Below are 19,538 nucleotides of genomic sequence, written 5' to 3' on the forward strand. Positions count from 1 at the left end.
ATGTACAATAGAAGTTAGAGAAAGATTGGAAGAGAGGGATCGTGAAAGTGTCAGAAAATATTTCAGTATTAGTAGTAGACGATGAGGATCGTATTCGCCGATTATTAAAAATGTACCTAGAGCGAGAAGGATACCTTGTTGACGAGGCAGAAAATGGTGAACAAGCGATCGAAAAATCTTTAGAAAAAGAGTATCACTGTATTTTACTTGATATTATGATGCCTGAAAAAGACGGGCTAGAAGTGTGTGCGGAAATTCGAGAACGCGCAGCAACGCCGATTATTTTATTAACTGCAAAGGGCGAGGAAGCGAATCGTGTACAAGGCTTTGAGCTTGGCGCAGATGACTATATTGTAAAGCCATTTAGTCCTCGTGAGGTTGTGTTACGTGTGAAGGCTATTTTACGTCGTTCACAGGCTTTCTCACCAACGACAAATGCCTCTTCTTCAAAAGATTTAGTAGTGTTCCAGCATTTAATGATCGATCATGATGCACACCGTGTAACGGCAGAGGGCATTGAGGTTAATTTAACACCGAAAGAGTATGAATTACTATACTTCTTAGCAAAATCGCCAGACAAAGTATTTGACCGTGAACAATTACTAAAAGAGGTTTGGCATTATGACTTCTTTGGTGATTTACGTACAGTTGACACACACGTAAAACGTTTACGTGAAAAGCTCAACCGAGTTTCTGAAAACGCTGCTAAAATGATTGTGACGGTTTGGGGCGTTGGATACAAATTTGAGGTTGTCAATGAATAGAATATGGAATAGTGTTGTCGGGAAGCTATGGGTAACCATATTGCTTCTCGTTTCATTTGTATTATTTGTTTTCACGGTATTGATGCTTGAATTTCTTCAAAACTATCATATGCAGCAAGCCGAAATATCTTTACGGCAAACAGCTGCAACAGTAGCAAGTATAGTGGATGACAATGAAACAGCGGAATCTACTTCGGAATTATTAAAAGATATCTTACCTACAGGAACCAATGCATTAATTGCAATCAATCATGTTGAAGTATCCTTTGCCATGCAGGAGGGTGTCAACAAAAAAGAAATACAAGAGACCATTTTAGCCAATAAATCGTTTCGAGAAGTATTTCAATCAGATGAACCTATTACGAAAGAAATGATGATGCCTTCTTCGACAGATCAAGAAAAAATGGAATCTTATGTCGTGCTAGGTTTCCCATTAAATGTTGAAAATGCAGTACACGGAGCTGTCTTCATCTATCAAAGCCCAGATGCACTACATAAAACGTCTAAGGAAACAACGAAAATTGTTTTTTTGGCGGCTTTCATTGCATTTGTGCTGACGACATTCTTCGCGTTTTTCCTTTCCTCACGTATTACGTCACCACTTAGAAAAATGCGAGAGTTGGCTTTTGAAATTGCGAAGGGTAATTTTGAAGCGAAAATGCCAACAACTCAAAATGATGAAATTGGTCAACTTGCTGTTGCCTTCAATCAAATGGGCCGTCAATTAAAGCATAACTTAGAGGTCATCAATCAAGAAAATGAACAACTTTCAAATATTTTGACATCTATGACAGATGCAGTTATTACATTTAACCGTGACCTTACAATATTATTAAGTAATCCACCAGCTGAACGACTTATGCAAAAATGGTTCGTCAATAAAGGCTCACAAAGTGCTAAACCTATTCCTCCAGAGCTGTATCATATGCTTGATCATGTGCTAATGTTTGAGGATAAACTAGAAGAGGAAATTGAAATGGATGGTAACTACTATACATTTACTATTAGCCCTCTTTATAGTGGTGACATGATACGTGGTGCTGTGGCTGTTATTCGTGATATGACTGAGCAACATCGCTTAGAAAAACTACGATCCGATTTTATCGCCAATGTCTCTCATGAGCTACGAACACCAATTGCCATGCTGCAAGGATATTCTGAAGCATTAATGGATGATGATTTTATTCGGGATCAGGAAGAACGTAATGAGATTACTAAAATCATTTATGATGAATCGAAGCGGATGGGGCGTCTTGTAACAGATTTATTAGATTTAGCACGCATGGAATCGGGACATATGACGCTGTATAAAGATGAATTACCGATTAATTCTACATTTGAACGTATTACTCAAAAATTTGCACAGGTTGCAAAGGAAAAACACGTTCGTCTATTGTTTGAAAGTGAATTTAATGACGATGCCATGATTAATATCGATGAGGATCGTATTGAACAAGTGCTCACAAATCTAGTAGATAATGCACTTAGACATACGGATGAAGGAGCAGTCACTGTAAAAGTTGAGCAGGAACCAACATTCGCTAAAATATCTGTTCAAGATACAGGGCACGGCATTCCTCATGACGACTTACCTTATGTCTTTGAACGTTTTTATAAAGCAGATAAGGCACGTACCCGTTCAAAAGGTGGTACGGGTCTCGGCTTAGCCATTGCGAGAAATATTGTGAAGGCACACTCAGGTAATATTATGGTAGACAGTGTGCTGAAAGAAGGTACGACCTTCACGTTTTATTTACCGTTCGATTAATAACATGTATTGCTATTAATTGGCTGTAACTTTCACGAATGTAAGACGACAAATATTATAGAACGGGGGTGGAGTGCTTTGAATGACTCCGTGTTCCATCGACTATACGATGCATATCACCAAGACGTGTTCCAGTTTTTAATATATTTAGTAAAAAACCGTACATTGGCTGAAGATTTAGCACATGAAGTTTATGTACGAGTATTGCGCTCATATGATCAATTTGCAGGTAATAGTAGTGAGAAAACATGGCTTTTTGCTATTGCCAAAAATGTAGCGATTGATCATTTTAGAAAGCAGGCTGTACGCCAGAAGCATTCACTTGATTTCTTTGACTGGGAAACGGAACAGCTCCATTCAACCACACCATCACCGGAAGATATGCTACAGGCCAGTGATGAATTTATGCAAGTAGCGTCAGCACTGGAAAACTGTACAGGCGACCAAAAAATGGTCATTATTATGCGCTATTTTCAGGATTTATCGATTGCAGAAACTGCTCAAATATTAGATTGGACAGAAGCTAAGGTAAAAACGACCCAGCATCGAGCCATAAAATTTTTAAGGCAACAGCTACAGCCGATTAGAGAACAGGAGGCGAAACGGCAATGACGCATAAGCCATTTGATGATGAGCAGCTTGAACATGTATTGAACAATGCCCCTAAGCTTTCTGACCACCGTTCAAAAGAGGACATATTAAATCGGTTAATGGCAGATGCTCGCTTGCAGGATAACAGTTACCTTCAAGAAGCGATACAACAACCAAAAGAGGATGAACAAAAGCAAAGCAATTCCTCCATCCGAGAAGAACGAACAACACGATCTAAGCTTCGTAAAATGCCAATTTTTATGAGCATTGCAGCAGTTTTTGCGTTAACGATACTTGTAGGCTCAATGGTCATGAATAATGATGTTGGACATAAAGATCAAGCTAGTACTGCCGATACGGCTACCTATTCTACTTTACAGGAAGATCTTTCTCCAAAGGAGGCTGCTACGCAAGACGAAGCACTCCAATCTCCTATCGTAGCAGAGCATGAGCGCATGTTATCTTTACGGTCATCTGTCTATGAGGAAGATGTGAAAGATGCTGTCGTTTTCCGTATTGGCTTAGCAGGGCGAGATGCGGAAAGTGTACCAATGACGTATGTGATACCAAATGAGCGAGTAGCAACGGATTTTGGAACAGAAAAACCTTCTACTTTACAGATGTATGAAAAATACGCGCCTCAAATAGATGAGAAAGCTAAAGGATTTACTGATTACCATCCTTACAAAGGTGAGCTGAAGGAGAAGGACGATAAGCTTGTCCATGTGTTGCCAAAGGACAATAGCTATGATGTTGCTTCTGCTACTGTCAATGAGTACAAAGGAACTTTGGAGGATACATTCTCTGATTCTGAATATACAGAAGTTGAGATTCAAAATGAAGATGGAACACCTTATGAGTTTTCTCAAGAAGGTGAGCCAAGTCCACCTATGTCATTAACGAACGCCAAGCATTATAATTATTATATATATCAAGATGGTACAGGTGCAGAATATTTATCACCAGATTTCCGTCAAACATTTGCAAATGTCACAGAGGCGCTCACACTGATGAAAAATAAAAATGATGATGTCTATGTGTCGGTTGTTCCTGAAAACGTATCATATACGGTCACAGAGGAAGCAGAGGGCGTAGTCGTTACATTTGATCTCCCGCTTGATTTAACATCAATGGAACCGATTCGTGCCACACAACTGATTGAGGCCATGATGTTAACGGCTGCTAGCTTTGACCAACAATTACGCCTAAATAATGTTGTCCAAGAAAGCTGGGAGGGCTTTGATTTAAAAATGTTTTTACCAAAGCCTGTAGGGCCAAATAAGCAATATATGCCTTAGTCAAAGAAAATAACAATAAGAAATGGAGCATTCCTGTTCGGTGAGGATGCTCCATTTTTTTTTACAATGCATACAAGTCTAATAGGTTTTTTGAGCAGAACTATTTACTTTTTGTTGATAATTCTTTATAGTAAAACTGTAGTATAAAATAATAGTGATTCATCTTCGGGGCAGGGTGAAAATCCCGACCGGCGGTAATAGAGTGCTAAACCGTTAATGTTTATTCATTAACTCGAATGGTTTAGGCAAAACTCTTTAGCCCGCGACCTGTGCAAATTTATTTGCATGGCTGACTTGGTGAAATTCCAAGGCCGACAGTTACAGTCTGGATGGGAGAAGATGGAGGTACGATCGTCATTCATTGTTATGAAATGAACTATGACCGAGCGCTTTTTTTGTATGGCTTTTAAAATAGTGCTCAAAAAATAGTTTAGATTGACGCTTATTCGTCATGCCTTTCTCCCTTGTGCTTTTTAATGCATAAGGGTTTTTTCATGCTAACAATTGAAAGATCGTCACCTTTCTTCTTGCGAGATTGAATCAGCAAAGAGGAGAGAGTTTTCTATGAAGAAAAATGTTAAACTTCAATCGTTTATTACGATTGGTATGCTGAGCAGTATTTCGTTTTTATTAATGCTTTTTAATTTCCCAATACCGCCGTTCCCAGCATTTTTGGAAGTGGACTTTAGTGATATGCCTGCATTAATAGCGGCCATCACAATGGGACCTGTAGCTGGTATTTTAGTAGAATTATTTAAAAATGTGTTGGATTGGATTTTCTCGGGTACGCCAACAGGTGTGCCAGTAGGGCATATTGCCAACTTTACAACAGGCATTTTATTTATTTTGCCAGTTAGCTTTATTTTTAATCGTTTTAAAACGACTGCTGGTCTTGTTGGAGGTTTAGCGACAGGAACAGTCGTGATGGCAGTAGGAATGAGCGTTTTGAACTATGTTATATTTTTACCGATGTACACATATTTCCTTGGTATGGAACCTGTTGTAGGTGACTCCCTTTATAAAATGATCGTCGCTGGAATTTTACCATTTAATATTGTAAAAGGTATTTTATTAACAGCTATTATGGCGTTTTTATTTACTACAATGCGCAAATGGATCGACCGCCAGCGCTCTATGTATATAGCAAAATAATGGACCATAAACCTCGAGTAGTTAGCTCGAGGTTTTTTTGTGGGAAGAAGTGATGGGACGAATAAAATTAGAAAAAAGTAGTAGAAAATGCTCGTGCTCTAGTGCTTTATTATTATAATCTAGTCGAAGAACACATTTTCATGTAGAATAGAGGGGAGTTTAGAAAGTTTGAGGAGTTTGAAGAGATGAGTGAAAAAAAGGGACAGTGGTCTAGTAAATTAGGATTTATTTTAGCATCAGCGGGTGCTGCGATTGGACTAGGAGCAATTTGGAAGCTACCGTATGTAACGGGGCAAAGTGGTGGAGGTGCATTCTTCCTAATCTTTGTGTTATTTACGTTATTAATAGGGTTGCCAATGCTATTGTCCGAGTATGTTTTAGGGCGTGGTACACAATCGGAGGCGGTAACCGCGTATAAAAAGGTTGCTCCGACAAAACCAGGATGGGCTTGGATTGGCCGAATGGGTGTGCTAGGTTGTTTTTTATTATTAACATTTTATAGTGTTGTTGGAGGTTGGATTTTTATTTACAGCGGGCTAGGCGTCGCTGGTGCTGTGATAGATCCTGCGATTGATCCAGCTGCACTATTTGGAAAAATTATAGGTACACCTTGGATTACGCTAGTAGGTTTAGCTTTGTTTACATTAGCTAACGTACTCGTTATTTCATTAGGTGTACAAAATGGTATTGAAAAGGCGAATAAATGGATGATGCCGTTACTCTTTGTGATGTTCATTGTTCTGGTTGTGCGTGCTGTCACATTAGATGGCGCAATGGAGGGAGTGAAATTCTTCTTATGGCCTGATTTCTCAAATATTACTGGTAGGGCATTATTAGAAGCGTTAGGACAATCATTCTTTGGATTAGCTGTAGGATTTTCTTGTCTTGTTACATATAGTTCCTATCTAAAAAAAGATGTCAGCCTTCCAAATTCAGCAGGTTCTGTTGTGCTCTTAACCGTGCTTGTATCATTTTTAGCGGGTTTAGCAATCTTCCCTGTTGTGTTTGCCTTTGATTTAGAGCCAGCCGCGGGACCGGGCTTGTTGTTCATGGTGCTGCCGACAGCTTTTAGTCAAATGCCGTTTGGAGAATTATTTTTAGCGATGTTTTTATTGCTATTTTTATTTGCTACATTAACGTCATCATTTAGTTTATATGAGATTATCGTAGCGGCATTTATGGAACATAGTCAGAAATCTCGTCCGATGTGGACGCTTTTACTTGGTGTAGTCGTATTGATTGCGGCTATTCCAGCGGCACTTTCTTCTAGTGTTTTATCAGATGTAACCATTTTTGAGAAAAGTATTTTTGATGCCACTGATTTTTTAGTGTCGAATATAATGCTGCCATTAGGAAATTTATTCATTGCTATTTTTATTGCCCACATAGTGGATAAGGAATTTGTAAGGAAAGAACTGTTAATGGGTAGTCACTTAGGGCAGGGCTATTATGCAACATATCGTATGTTAATGTTAGTCGTTGTACCGATCGTTATTCTAGTTGTGTTCATTAATATGCTATTACAATATTAAAATAAAAAAAGTGTATCCATTGTGGAAATGGATACACTTTTTTATGCATCGAAAATCAAGATAAATATATTCTAAAAAAACTATGTTATAAAACCTCACATATCTATTGCGTGAATTTCAATTTTCATGTATTTTAAGAACAGTTATAAAAACGTATGTTAACTAAATTTACATTGGAGTGGTGAAGAGTGAAACATTACACAAAAGAAGATATTATACGCCGAGTAAAAGAAGAAAATGTGAAATTTATTCGCCTACAATTTACGGATATATTAGGAACAATCAAAAATGTGGAAGTCCCTGTCAGTCAGTTAGAAAAAGCATTAGATAATAAAGTCATGTTTGATGGTTCATCCATTGAAGGTTTTGTGCGTATAGAGGAATCTGATATGTATTTAAAGCCTGACTTTGATACATTCGTGATTTTTCCTTGGACTGCTGAGAAAGGCAAGGTGGCTCGTTTTATTTGTGATATTGCCAGACCAGATGGAACGCCGTTTGAAGGAGATCCGCGCTCCAATTTGAAACGCGTTTTAAAGGAAATGGAGGAGTTAGGCTTTACTTCCTTTAATTTAGGGCCAGAGCCAGAGTTCTTCTTATTCAAACTGGATGATAAGGGGCATCCAACACTAGAGTTAAATGATAGTGGAGGCTACTTCGATTTAGCACCGACAGATTTGGGAGAGAATTGTCGTCGTGATATCGTTTTAGAGTTAGAGGGAATGGGCTTTGAAATTGAAGCCTCCCATCATGAAGTCGCACCTGGTCAGCATGAAATTGATTTTAAGTATGCTAGTGCCATTGAGGCATGTGATAACATACAAACGTTTAAGTTAGTCGTAAAAACCATTGCTGCACAGCATGGTCTCCATGCAACATTTATGCCAAAGCCATTATTCGGTGTAAACGGCTCAGGAATGCATTTTAATCTATCATTATTCGAGGGTGATAAAAATGCCTTCTATGATGAACATGCAGACTTACAATTAAGTGCAACGGCACGTAGTTTTATGGCAGGGATTATAAAGCATGTACACGGCTTTACCGCTATTACGAATCCACTTGTTAATTCCTATAAACGACTAGTGCCTGGCTATGAGGCTCCTTGTTATGTAGCGTGGTCTGCTCAAAACCGTTCACCACTAATTCGTATTCCAGCAGCTCGTGGACTATCTACTCGAATTGAATTGCGTTCAGTTGATCCAGCCGCAAATCCATACTTAGCAATGGCTGTTATTTTAGCATCTGGACTTGATGGCATACGGAAAGATTTAACGCCACCTGCAGCAGTAGATCGTAATATTTATAAAATGACAGCAGGAGAGCGAGAGTTGAACGGAATTGATAGCTTACCTTCCTCATTAGAATATGCGTTGATTGAATTAGAGATGGATACCATTGTTCGTAATGCACTAGGCGATCATATTTATGATAAATTTACAGTCGCCAAAGAAATTGAGTGGAATAAATATCGCACACGCGTCCACAACTGGGAACGTGAGGAGTATTTAACGATGTACTAAAAAGCGTTGGAGCTGTTTTGGCTCCAACACTTTTACATTTCCTTTCTTTTCATCTATTATTAGAGAAAAGGAGTGTGGGCAATGACACAAACGACCCAGGTTGTGACCATTCAAAACAATGATATTGTGCAATTTGAACATGACATTAACCGGGCTTTAGTAGATTTAAGAAGCTTTTTAATACTTGATATCAAATACAATACGCTCTATATTGGCGAACAGACAGTCATCCATTCTGCTTTAATTATTTATCAACAAAACGATTAGCAATATGTACTTGAGATGAGTCATGTCATTAAGACGTGACTTTTTTATTGAAATAAAGATAAAAGAAAGGCACGATCTTCTGGAAAAGTTAATGACAATTGGGCCACTTCATTTTTTGATTGCCAAGCAATGTCATAAATTAATTCGTCAGGATCATGAATCATCATTTGTCCGTCAATCATAACTGTTTCAAAGTAATGAACTTCCACAGCTTCATTCTGCTTACAATAAATTTCTTTTAGAATAGCCACTATATAGCCCGTTTCTTCATAAACCTCTCGAATACAGCAAGCCTTAAAATCTTCCGCTGCTTCTTTACCACCTGATGGAACAGCCCACGTTTTTTCTTCTTCCACCGTTCCTTGTAAAACCATTAATAATTGATTGTTATCGTTCAAACAAATAGCAGCAGCACCTTGCCATTTTCCCAAGAGAAAAACCTCCATTTCATTTCTATTTATACTTAATTTACCTATTAAAGAACGTAGTTGTAAATATGTGTAGGGTGGAGGGTGAAAATAAGTAGGGAGAATCGTCGGGAAAATACTTCCCTTTTAACCTGTCCAAAGTTAGCATAAAAAGACAGGTTATACAGCAATATCTATTTTATGATGGAATCAAGGAGTGAAAGCAATGAGTTGGATTGAGTCGATTCAAAAGGCCATTAATTTTATGGAGGATCATTTATTAGAGGACATTACGATTGAACAGATTGCACAGGAGGTTAATTCATCTGTCTTTCATTTTCAACGCACGTTTGCAATTTTGACGGATATGTCCATTGCTGATTATCTGCGACGAAGAAGATTGACATTAGCTGCACAAGAATTAATAGGCACGGAACAAAAAATAATCGATCTCGCCTACAAATATGGCTATGAAACTCCTGAAGCTTTTACAAAAGCGTTTCGTAAGCAGCACCATATAACGCCTAGTGAAGCAAGAAAGAAACAAGGGCCATTACAATCATACAATTGCCTGGTCATCCAGGTAAGCTTGAAGGGAGCAGAACCAATGAAGTATAAAATCGTAGAAAAAGAAAAGTTTCAAATTGTTGGAGTGAAAAGAACGTACAACTGTCAAGACGGGGAGAACACACGAGAAATTCCTCTATTTTGGCAAGAGGTAAATCAAAGTGGCTTCGACCATCAACTATACCAATTAAATAATGGCAATATCAATGGAGTACTAGGTGTTTGTGTACCAAATACAAACCAAGGACAAAAGGGTTTCATTGATTACTGGATTGCTACAGATCATGTAGGGGAAGTAGGAGAAGATCTATTAACAATGGAAGTACCTGCCTCCAAATGGGTTGTCTTTGAAGTACATGGCCCTATGCCAGATGCGATGCAAAATACGTGGAAGCAAATTTATTCAGAGTGGTTCCCGTCCAATCCATACGAACCAGCAGGAACAGCGGAACTTGAGGTTTATCCTGAAGAGGATGCCTATAGTCCTGACTCCTATTCTGAAATTTGGATTCCAATTAAATAACAAGAAAGCCAAGAATGCATGGATTAAGCATTCTTGGCTTTTATTATTCAAAAGAAAATTTATCCTTTTTTTAGGTGTGTTAAAGATGTAAAATATATGTATGTTTAAAATAAACGATTGAGTTAATCGTGATATATTTTCATGAGGGGGTTAAAGTATGATGAGAGGTACGATTCAAAACAAGCGTGTAGAAATTTCACAAGAGGAAGCACAGCATTTCTTAAAAGTAGGGCAAGTAGCACATGTTGCAACGGTTGATGAGGAAGGTTTTCCATACGTTATTCCGTTTGTTTATGTATATGAGGGAGAAGATAAACTATATTTGCATATTGGTAATATTCGAGAAAGCCATTTTTGGTCAAATATTAAACAAAATTCTAAAATCTGTATCGAAGTGAGTGAGATGGGCGATTTACATCCAGGGAAAAAATATGCCTGTCAATCTGCACTTGTGTATCAAAGCGTGGTGTTGTTTGGACAGGTCGTACGCATTGAGGAGGAGTCGAAGAAAGAATGGTTCTTTGATGCACTGCTTGAGAAGTATGGCAATCCTGCATGGACATTTGAAAAGGAAGGCTATCCGATTCTGCCTAAAATTGAGTTGTTTGAAGTACAAATAGAGAAGTTAACAGGGAAAATTAATCACGGCATGTATCACTAAATGAAGAAGCTAAGAATGGTCGAATTCTATCATTCTTAGCTTTTAAATTTGATTTCGCTAAAGCATATAGTTAGCCAGCAAAGTAAAATTTAATTTTTTCCAGCCTCCAAGATTTTCGTGATGTTGGATGCAAAATATGGCTATCTGCGCATCATTCAGTCCCTTTAACTAAATTTATCTATTATTATAAGAGAATAGAAATAACAGGAGGAGGTAGCATGATGAAAGTTATAGAGGCTCATTACCCGATTATTAAACAAACCATTAAAAGAGCCCCGACATTTGTGTATAGTATACTAGATCAATTAATAGAAGGTACGGTCTATACAGACACAGAGAATTTACAAACATTATTATTTCAAACAAAATCAGGAATCTATTTTGTAGCTGGCGATTCAATTCATACGGTACTTGACGATCAGCTTGTCTGTTGTTTTCAACAGTCTATAGAGCAAAAGAAACGTTTTACCTTATTTTCTTATTCAGAACAGTGGAATATTAAAATTGAACAACTGCTACATGATCAACTTCGAAAATTAGAGCGCTATACCTTTACTTTCGATGAAGGTTTGTATGATTCTAGAGAGGAGCGGGAAGTACCCAATTTTGAGGTTATGCCTATTACTCATCATCATATAAAAAATGCACAGGCGTTTACCTATGCTTACTACGATGAATATTGGGATTCAACAGCTAATTTCCTTGAAAATGGTTTTGGCTATTGCTTAGTGCAGCAAGAGCAAATCGTTAGTGAAGCTGTCTCTATTTTTAAATCAAATGATTTTGCAGAAATTGATATTATGACAGATTCGAATTTTAGGGGGCAAGGATTGGCCGGCAGGATTGCCCACATTTTTATCGATCATTGTCTTGCCAACCAGCTAAAGCCTTGCTGGGATTGTGATGTGTCAAATACCGCATCTATTTATCTAGGCACAAAGCTTGGTTTTACGACTCCGCAAAAATATGCTATTTATACAAAGAAGTAGCCCACGCTGTTTGCAAAAACATCGTGAGCGTCATTGTTAAAAAAATCGATGACGTAATTCGAAAACGCGATAAAACAAACGGGCATCTCTAGCCATTTTATGATTTGCATTCATATGGGGGCGGAGGCATTGTTGAAACAATTCATCACAGAACTTTGTGCTACCATGGCGTGCATAGCATTCATCATGCAATTTACAGCAACTATCCACAGCATTCGTAGGCTCACCTGGTCCTGAGCAACCAGGTCCACAGTATCGATAACCAGGATAACAAAAACCGAGCTTGCGATTTCTATTCATCTGTTAAACCTCTCTTTACGATGTTTTTACTATAAAATATGAAACATTTTTTTGAAGAAGCGGATGAAAAACTATAAGACTATTTTTGATTTGTAAGGTTCCTGTAAGCTTTAAAAAAAATAGCTGTAAGGATGGGGAGTTATGCTAGCTATAGCATAAAAGATAAGGAGTTAATTCAACATGAATCCATCTGTTACACAAAAGGAACGTATCGTTTCCTTAGACATTATTCGAGGATTAGCGTTATTCGGTATTTTATTTATTAATGTAGGTGCCTATGTGGTCCTCATGGAGGGAGGACCTATGCCTGATATGAGTGGTATCAATGGCATCATTGATTCACTTATTGATATTTTCATTGAAAAGAAATTCTTCTCTATCTTTTCATTTCTGTTTGGCGTTGGCTTTTATATTTTTGCTTCACGTGCAGAAGCTCGTGGGGATAAACCAAGAAAGCGTTTTGCTAGACGTTTATTGGCCCTATTATTGATTGGCATTATTCATATTTTTCTATTTTGGGGTTCCATCTTAGCCATTTATGCGGTGATTGGATTTTTATTGCTACCATTTTACTCTGTCAAGATTTCAACTATTAGTAAATGGTTATTTACCATCATTTCACTTCATATTCTTGTTATCCTAGGTCAAATGTATATGCCAAATAATGCTGTTTTATCAGCTATTTATGGCTTATTAGGCAATGATGCCGTAGCGATTTTTATCATGTTTTTAAGTGGTTTTTTAGTTGCAAAAGCTGGTTGGGTTGGCCATATTAGTGAGCATGCTCAAAAAATAAAAAGAGTGCTTTATAGTACATGTCCATTCTTTATTGGATTTTCTCTATGGATTTGGTTCGCATCACAAGCAGATGACCAACAAATCCAATCAATTATTGGCTTAGGAGTTGTGCCAACAACCTATTTTTATTTAAGCTGTTTATTTTTACTATTAGAAAATAAACAAATAGCGAAGCTGCTTCAACCAATTGGACGTGTAGGACAAATGGCGTTTACAAACTATTTGGCACAAAGCTTTATTGGGACGGCTATCATTTCGTTAATGGGCTTACAAGTCGTTTCACCATCAGAAATAGTAATCATCGCGAGCATTACTTTTATCATTCAAATTATTTTTAGTGTGATTTGGTTTAAATTCTTTTCAATTGGACCATTCGAAAAGCTATGGCGATTTATGACTTACGGCAAAAAAACTGTGACAAAGCAATCATAAAACTCTGGAAATCCCAAACATGCATACGGTTTGGGATTTTTTTGTTAAAATTAATTGTATGTTTTTGTAAAAGTGAAACCTATCATGATAGACAATCGTAAACTAGAGAACAGAAATAAAGGAGCGTTTATAATATGGCAAAGCAAATGAAAAAATATATGGCTGTGACAACGGCATCTTTTATGGCTGTCCAATTAGCAGCATGTGGCAATAGCGAAACACAGACAGTAGCTTCTTCTACGTCTACCCTAGTAACGGAAGATCAAGGTCAAGGAAACACAAATGAAGAGATAGCAAGTGTTTATAATAGTGAAATGGCAGATGCCTGTGATGAATGGCAAGAAGGGGACGATGGCTCCTATGAATGCCTTGATGAAAATTCTCCTTACTATGCACAGCATTTCTTTAATGGGCTTATGTATGCAACTGCTGGAGCAATGATTGGAAGTGCTATTTATAAAAGTCGTAATTTAAAAAATGGCACAGATCGAAATGAGCAAAATGGTGGCGGTTCTGCAGTACCGCGATCGACACAAAGTGGTAATGCAAATAATAAATCTACAAATGGTATTACGAACAGTTCACAAAATAAGGCTGATACAACTTCAAATGGTTCAAATACTTATTCGAGTGGACAACGCTCTTATTCAACAGACAGTTCATCAAAAAGCACGAACTCCTACACTAATAGCTCCTCCTCCAGCACAGGAAAATCTGGTTTTGGTTCAGGTGGAGCATCCCGTGGCGGCTCGTCCTCCTCATAAAGTGTGGAAAGGGAGCGAATAACATGATGAATCATACACAACAACGGCAAGCGTTCTATTCAAAATTCCCAGACTTTTTTCCTGACTTTGAGGATTTAGAGTATGCGCTATATGATGTCTTAGAATTGCCAAAGCAGCAGATCGATCAACTTCACTACGCAACACAAATACTTTGGCGCATCTTTTTAAAAGTAGGGAAACAATTTAAGCATTTGTCGATTGATCAACTTTTAGCGTTAGGGATTCGCCCTGAAATGATACCGTATATTCAATTAGACTATTTACAACAGCAATCTGTTTTGGCGCGATTTGACTTTGTTTGTACAGAGGAGGGCCACATTAAATGTCTAGAGTTGAATGGAGAAACACCGTTCCTTGTACAAGAAACCTTCGAGATAAATGAGGCACTTTGTCAGCATCTTGGCTATAACAATCCAAATGATATAATAGCTTTACAAAAAACATTGTCAGGTGCGCTTTTTGCTGCCATGCAATATTTACATAATGTTAAAAAGCCAAAGGTTGTCATCACGGGTAAAGCAGCCAAAGAGGATTATGAGGAGTATTGCCAGGTACAGTTTATTAAGCGCTGTATTCCTTTTGATATTGAGTATGTACCTATCCAGGATCTCATCATATTTACTAGTGATACACCACATATAGTACAAGGTCTTTATACACCTGCAATGGAGAAAATCGATATATTATTTCGACCTGCACATCCTGTAGAGTTTTTAATGGATGATGTAGCATCAGATGGTGATCGCATTGGGCTGCATTTGTTAGAACTTGTCAAAAAACGACAGTTAGCTATCATTAATCCGCCTGCTGCTTATGTATTACAATCGAAAATCTTATTGTGGTTAATATGGGAGCGGAGAAACGATCCTTTACTCTTTACCGCTGAGGAACGGGTAGCTATTCAGCAATATATGCTACCAACCTATCTTTCAGCTGAGCCGTTTATTCGTAATAATCTTCCTTATGTGAAGAAGCCTGTTTATTCTCGGGAAGGAAATACAGTAGAAATTTACGCAGCAAGTGGGCAGAAAATAAATGCCTCCACATCCACACATTATGATGATAATTTATTTATTTTCCAACAGTATGTGGAGATGCCTAGCATGACAATTCAATTAAAAGAAGGATATCAGACTAAAAAATGGCTAATAGGTTCATTTGTTGCTGACAATCGAGCATGTGGTTTAAGCTGTCGTGTCGGTAATCAAATAACAGAATGGGATTCACATTGGCTAGCTGTGGGTTATAGGGACTAACAAATCTAGTTTTGTAGAAGGAGGCTGGGACAAAAGAAAAAATGTTAGACCATTTACAAGTTTGGTCTAACATTTTTTTGCGTTATTAGAACACATATACTTTAATAAATTACAAAAATAACATTCATTTTTTGCTTTTTCTCAATAAAATGAGTTATGTCCTAGCCTCATCGTTTAGTCCTTATTCATTCCAGCCTTTACAGACATCAATCCATTCTTTATAGGGGGCATACGTTTCGAGTTCTGAAATCGTTACCTCAATGGCAGAATTGCTGCTACCACATGCAGGAAAAACAGTGGTAAAACGTTTCAGAGATTCATCTAAATAAATGGCTACACCTTCGTTCACACCAAAAGGGCAAACACCTCCGACATCATGACCAATCATCGTCTCCACATCGTCCTTGGATAGCATCTTTGCCTTTGTACCAAACATTGCTTTATATTTTGCATTATCGATTTTAGCATCCCCTGCAGCAACAATTAATACCGCGCCATCATTCACAAGAAAAGATAATGATTTTGCGATGCGTTCGGGCTCACAGCCAAGGGCCTGCGCTGCTAATTCAACAGTCGCTGAGCTTTCTTCCAGCTCTTGTATTTTGTGCTCAACATGCCATTTTGCTAAATGACTACGTACTTTTTCAATCGCCATATGTACACTCCTCCTACTTTTATCAATGACGCCTCGTCATAATGGTGTCCTGATTCATTCGAGCTTGTTCTTCAAAAGCTCCTCTCCCTTTAAAGAGGGACTTTTCTGTTTTTTTGTAAAAACAAAAGAAGTCGTTAAATCAAGATAAATTTAATTTTAGCATAATTTTCAGAATATATAGTTGTGAATGCTCTATCTTTCAAGTATGCTAACTATAGGGAGTGTAAAATTACACTAAAAGGGGGTTCCAATGTTCAAGTTTATACAAATCGTATCTGTGTTGATTGGTTTATCAGTAGTGACATTAATGGTTGCATTGATTATCACACTGAATGGCAGCATTCATTTGATACAGTTAGTTTGGACAGTACCTGTTTGTTTATTTGTCCTGTTTATTTGTAGTGTATTTAAATGGACCAACACCAAAAGACGAAGAGGATGGTTATTTGGAGTAATGGGAATTGCCTTATTAATAGCTTCCATCAAACCAATCCAACATTATTATAAAATGAGTATTCCTACTGTTGATGCGGAAATTGATGTATCTGCCTATCAGCCATTTATGCTGGGCAATAAAGTGATAAAGCCTGACACAAAAGCATCCTTACAATTGACCGAGTCATTACCAAGATTAGATAGTGCAACAGCCATGTATCCTTTGTATGCGGCTTTTGTAGAGGCTACCTATCCCAAAGGTGACTATCAGCCAGATACTAGTAGAGTTCAAGTAAGCCGAACACCTGAAGCCTATCAAAATTTAATAGCAGGAGATGTGGATCTTATCTTTGCAGCAGCACCGTCCACCTCACAAGAGTGGCAAGCAGAAAAGGAAGGTCTTACATTTGACATGACACCAATAGGACGTGAAGCATTTGTCTTCTTCGTGCATCATAAAAACAGTGTGGATAATGTAACGCTTGAGCAGGTGAAGAAAATATACGCTGGTGAAATAACCAATTGGCATGAGGTCGGTGGGGAGAATGAGCCAATCCGTGCTTTCCAACGCCCAGCAGATAGTGGAAGTCAAACAACATTAGAAAAATTGATGGGCAATACGCCAATTATGGCGGCGCCTTCTGAAGATATTGTGTCGGGAATGGGAGGAATCATTCGTGAAGTGTCGCAATATCGAAATTATAAAAACGCAATGGGCTTTACGTTTAGATATTATTCTACAGAGATGGTAGGTAATCAAAAAATCAAATTACTATCCATTGACGGGGTAGCCCCAACAAAAGAAACGATTCAAAATGATACATATCCTTTAGTTGCTGAATTTTATGCCATCACAGCCGGAACAGAAAATCAAAATACGCAGAACCTTATTGAATGGATACTTTCCGAGGAAGGGCAAGCGATAGTTGAAAGGGTCGGCTATGTACCAGTGGAAAATTATTAAAAGGTTTGCTATACTAAGAGCAACAATCGAATGAAAAGTTTTCTAGGGTTCCGTAGCTTTTGCTAGTCTGGTCCGAGAGAAAACCACAAATTAATTTTGTGACACGGAAGGATAAAAGCCTGGGAGATACTGTTTAATGACAGTTTCTTCAGGCTTTTTTGTTTGGCTAAAATCATGTTATTTGGCGAAAGCTGAGGAAGGTGCTTTATCAATCAGTTAATCGACCGTGTCTCATAAAATGGAGGGATTTAGGATGAATAAACAATGGATCAGTGTCATTATAGCGGCTTGCTTTGAAGTAGGCTGGGTCATTGGTTTAAAGCATGCAACGAGTGTGCTGGAATGGATTGGGACAGTTATTGCTATATTTATTAGTTTTTATTTACTCATAAAAGCGGGGGAGCATTTACCTGTTGGTACGGTATACGCTGTCTTTGTTGGATTAGGGACAGCGGGGACTGTTTGTGCGGATAGCTTGTTGTTTGGGGAGCCGTGGAAATTAGCCAAAATAATATGTATTGTTGTTTTACTTGCAGGAGTTGTGGGCTTAAAGCTTGTAACGGGAGAGCCGAAGGAACAAGAGGTGAATGAATAATGGCATGGATGGCATTAGTTATGGCAGGGTTATGTGAGATGATGGGCGTATATATGATTAGTAAATATAATAAAACAAAGACTATAAAAAATTTAGGGCTGCTGATTTTTGCATTTACCTTAAGTTTTGCGGGTCTTGCTTATGCGATGGAAACATTACCAATGGGTACTGCCTATGCTATTTGGACAGGAATTGGAGCAGCTGGGGGAGCACTACTGGGTATGTTATTTTTTAATGAATCAAAGGACTGGAGACGAATGGTTTGCATTGTACTTGTTTTAGGAGCAGCCATTATGTTGAAGCTATTGTCGTAAGAAAAAATGCACTTCCCCTTGTAAAAGTGGAAGTGCATTTTTTATATTATTTTTTTACGTCTTTTGTCCATTCTGCTACTTTATCTGGATTAGCTTCCACCCATTCTTTTGCAGCCTCTTTTGGATCTTTGCCATCCATTACTTCAAGCATGACACTTTCTAAATCCTCTGCAGTCCAGTGGAAGTTATCAAGCACCGAGTATACATCTGGTAAATCTTCTTTTAAGCCTTTACGAGCGAATGTATTAATTGTTTCTTCGCCACCATATACACCTTTTGGATCTTCTAAGTATTTAAGATCATATTTCGCAAATTTCCAGTGTGGTGACCAACCAGTTACAATGATTTCTTCTTTATTTTTTAACGCTTTTGCCAATGAAGTTGTCATGGCACCAGAAGAAGATGTAATAAAGTTCCAATCTGCTAAATTATCATATTCTCCTAAAGCTTTTTCTGTAGCAGCAGTAATACCAGCTCCAGGCTCGATACCTGTAATAGTATGATCAGCTTCATTTGTTAAATCTTCAATAGAATTTACATTCATATAACTTGGGACAACTAAGCCAATTTTTGCACCAGCAAGGTTTTCGCCAAGCTCATCTAAATTAGCTTTATATTTCTCATATTGTGAGGCGTGTGTATGTGGTAACCATGCCGCTACCATTCCATCAGCCTCTCCTTTCGAAACAGCCTCCCACATAATCGCATTATCCAAAGGAGTTAATGCTACATCATAGCCTAAATCTTCGAGTACTTGACCCACGACATTCGTTGAGGCGATTTCTGTATCCCATTCAACATAGGCTAAGTTGACCTCCTTAGAATCACTGTTTTTACCAGAGCTTGACCCTGTGTCGCCTCCACTACATGCAGCAAGCATGAGGCCTAGACCTAGAGCCATTCCTAACTTAGATAGTGTTTTCAGTTTCATCGAATCTCCCTTTCTATTCATCGTTTTGTAT

General features: G+C 38.0%; 21 protein-coding genes and 2 riboswitches. Of the genes, 17 read left to right on the forward strand and 4 right to left on the reverse strand.

Going from position 1 to position 19,538, the window contains the following annotated elements; all coding sequences use genetic code 11:
• The first annotated feature begins 47 nt into the window (after positions 1-47).
• The 8 genes from MHI04_RS06055 (at position 48) to MHI04_RS06090 (ending at position 8,895) form a co-directional block, all read left to right on the forward strand.
• Positions 48-764 (forward strand): response regulator transcription factor, encoded by a 717-nt coding sequence (locus MHI04_RS06055; protein ID WP_004232215.1) that lies wholly within the window; start codon positions 48-50, stop codon positions 762-764.
• On the forward strand, positions 757-2,532 hold the full coding sequence (locus MHI04_RS06060; RefSeq protein WP_036127897.1) for an ATP-binding protein: 1,776 nt from the start codon (positions 757-759) through the stop codon (positions 2,530-2,532). Before MHI04_RS06055 ends, MHI04_RS06060 begins: the two co-directional genes overlap by 8 nt.
• Before the next feature lie 57 nt (positions 2,533-2,589).
• Positions 2,590-3,144: an RNA polymerase sigma factor SigX gene (gene sigX, locus MHI04_RS06065; RefSeq protein ID WP_080717168.1), complete on the forward strand. Its 555-nt coding sequence runs from the start codon at positions 2,590-2,592 to the stop codon at positions 3,142-3,144.
• Positions 3,141-4,421, forward strand: coding sequence for an RNA polymerase subunit sigma (locus MHI04_RS06070; protein WP_340812666.1), 1,281 nt, complete (start codon positions 3,141-3,143; stop codon positions 4,419-4,421). Before sigX ends, MHI04_RS06070 begins: the two co-directional genes overlap by 4 nt.
• 157 nt (positions 4,422-4,578) lie before the next feature.
• A riboswitch (FMN riboswitch) is annotated at positions 4,579-4,766 on the forward strand.
• Between the two features lie 219 nt (positions 4,767-4,985).
• Entirely contained in the window at positions 4,986-5,573 is a 588-nt protein-coding gene (locus tag MHI04_RS06075; RefSeq protein WP_036127840.1) for an ECF transporter S component, read from the forward strand.
• A gap of 185 nt (positions 5,574-5,758) precedes the next feature.
• A complete protein-coding gene (locus MHI04_RS06080) occupies positions 5,759-7,105 on the forward strand; it encodes a sodium-dependent transporter (protein ID WP_036127836.1) in 1,347 nt (448 codons plus the stop codon).
• 188 nt (positions 7,106-7,293) lie between these two features.
• Entirely contained in the window at positions 7,294-8,628 is a 1,335-nt protein-coding gene (gene glnA / locus MHI04_RS06085) for a type I glutamate--ammonia ligase (RefSeq protein ID WP_036127833.1), read from the forward strand.
• Between the two features lie 81 nt (positions 8,629-8,709).
• Positions 8,710-8,895 carry a sporulation protein Cse60 gene (locus MHI04_RS06090; RefSeq protein WP_036127831.1) on the forward strand — a complete coding sequence of 62 codons (186 nt, stop codon included), beginning with the start codon at positions 8,710-8,712 and terminating at the stop codon, positions 8,893-8,895.
• Positions 8,896-8,939: 44 nt separating this feature from the next.
• Here the strand turns inward: MHI04_RS06090 and MHI04_RS06095 are convergent, their stop codons facing one another.
• A complete protein-coding gene (locus MHI04_RS06095; RefSeq protein WP_230593962.1) occupies positions 8,940-9,326 on the reverse strand; it encodes an NUDIX hydrolase in 387 nt (128 codons plus the stop codon).
• A 202-nt stretch (positions 9,327-9,528) separates the two neighbouring features.
• Between MHI04_RS06095 and MHI04_RS06100 the strand changes: the two genes are divergently transcribed.
• The 3 genes from MHI04_RS06100 (at position 9,529) to MHI04_RS06110 (ending at position 12,042) form a co-directional block, all read left to right on the forward strand.
• Positions 9,529-10,392, forward strand: a complete 864-nt coding sequence (locus MHI04_RS06100) for an AraC family transcriptional regulator (protein WP_036127825.1) — start codon at positions 9,529-9,531, stop codon at positions 10,390-10,392.
• Between the two features lie 157 nt (positions 10,393-10,549).
• Positions 10,550-11,053 (forward strand): pyridoxamine 5'-phosphate oxidase family protein, encoded by a 504-nt coding sequence (locus MHI04_RS06105; protein ID WP_342535406.1) that lies wholly within the window; start codon positions 10,550-10,552, stop codon positions 11,051-11,053.
• A 218-nt stretch (positions 11,054-11,271) separates the two neighbouring features.
• On the forward strand, positions 11,272-12,042 hold the full coding sequence (locus tag MHI04_RS06110) for a GNAT family N-acetyltransferase (RefSeq protein WP_342535407.1): 771 nt from the start codon (positions 11,272-11,274) through the stop codon (positions 12,040-12,042).
• A 36-nt stretch (positions 12,043-12,078) separates the two neighbouring features.
• Here the strand turns inward: MHI04_RS06110 and MHI04_RS06115 are convergent, their stop codons facing one another.
• Entirely contained in the window at positions 12,079-12,342 is a 264-nt protein-coding gene (locus MHI04_RS06115; protein WP_082673680.1) for a Parvovirus coat protein VP1-like protein, read from the reverse strand.
• A 180-nt stretch (positions 12,343-12,522) separates the two neighbouring features.
• On the opposite strand from MHI04_RS06115, the gene MHI04_RS06120 reads away from it, so the two are divergent.
• From MHI04_RS06120 to MHI04_RS06130, 3 genes are all read left to right on the forward strand, one after another.
• Positions 12,523-13,572: a DUF418 domain-containing protein gene (locus MHI04_RS06120; RefSeq protein WP_089932082.1), complete on the forward strand. Its 1,050-nt coding sequence runs from the start codon at positions 12,523-12,525 to the stop codon at positions 13,570-13,572.
• A gap of 134 nt (positions 13,573-13,706) precedes the next feature.
• Positions 13,707-14,336: a hypothetical protein gene (locus MHI04_RS06125; RefSeq protein ID WP_058843282.1), complete on the forward strand. Its 630-nt coding sequence runs from the start codon at positions 13,707-13,709 to the stop codon at positions 14,334-14,336.
• Positions 14,337-14,359: 23 nt separating this feature from the next.
• Positions 14,360-15,613: a glutathionylspermidine synthase family protein gene (locus MHI04_RS06130; protein WP_342535408.1), complete on the forward strand. Its 1,254-nt coding sequence runs from the start codon at positions 14,360-14,362 to the stop codon at positions 15,611-15,613.
• A 181-nt stretch (positions 15,614-15,794) separates the two neighbouring features.
• Here the strand turns inward: MHI04_RS06130 and MHI04_RS06135 are convergent, their stop codons facing one another.
• A complete protein-coding gene (locus MHI04_RS06135) occupies positions 15,795-16,268 on the reverse strand; it encodes a YbaK/EbsC family protein (protein WP_058843284.1) in 474 nt (157 codons plus the stop codon).
• Between the two features lie 250 nt (positions 16,269-16,518).
• On the opposite strand from MHI04_RS06135, the gene MHI04_RS06140 reads away from it, so the two are divergent.
• From MHI04_RS06140 to MHI04_RS06150, 3 genes are all read left to right on the forward strand, one after another.
• Positions 16,519-17,667, forward strand: coding sequence for a substrate-binding domain-containing protein (locus MHI04_RS06140; protein ID WP_058843285.1), 1,149 nt, complete (start codon positions 16,519-16,521; stop codon positions 17,665-17,667).
• A gap of 31 nt (positions 17,668-17,698) precedes the next feature.
• Positions 17,699-17,795, forward strand: a riboswitch (guanidine-I (ykkC/yxkD leader).
• A gap of 125 nt (positions 17,796-17,920) precedes the next feature.
• Positions 17,921-18,262 (forward strand): multidrug efflux SMR transporter, encoded by a 342-nt coding sequence (locus MHI04_RS06145; RefSeq protein WP_036127755.1) that lies wholly within the window; start codon positions 17,921-17,923, stop codon positions 18,260-18,262.
• Positions 18,262-18,576 carry a multidrug efflux SMR transporter gene (locus tag MHI04_RS06150; protein WP_036127751.1) on the forward strand — a complete coding sequence of 105 codons (315 nt, stop codon included), beginning with the start codon at positions 18,262-18,264 and terminating at the stop codon, positions 18,574-18,576. Before MHI04_RS06145 ends, MHI04_RS06150 begins: the two co-directional genes overlap by 1 nt.
• A gap of 46 nt (positions 18,577-18,622) precedes the next feature.
• Here MHI04_RS06150 and MHI04_RS06155 read toward each other — a convergent pair whose 3' ends face one another.
• On the reverse strand, positions 18,623-19,507 hold the full coding sequence (locus tag MHI04_RS06155) for a glycine betaine ABC transporter substrate-binding protein (RefSeq protein ID WP_036127748.1): 885 nt from the start codon (positions 19,505-19,507) through the stop codon (positions 18,623-18,625).
• Positions 19,508-19,538 lie beyond the last annotated feature (31 nt).

Origin of the sequence: Lysinibacillus sp. FSL K6-1151 (assembly GCF_038630755.1) — a bacterium.
GTDB classification, from domain to species: Bacteria; Bacillota; Bacilli; order Bacillales_A; family Planococcaceae; genus Lysinibacillus; species Lysinibacillus fusiformis_D.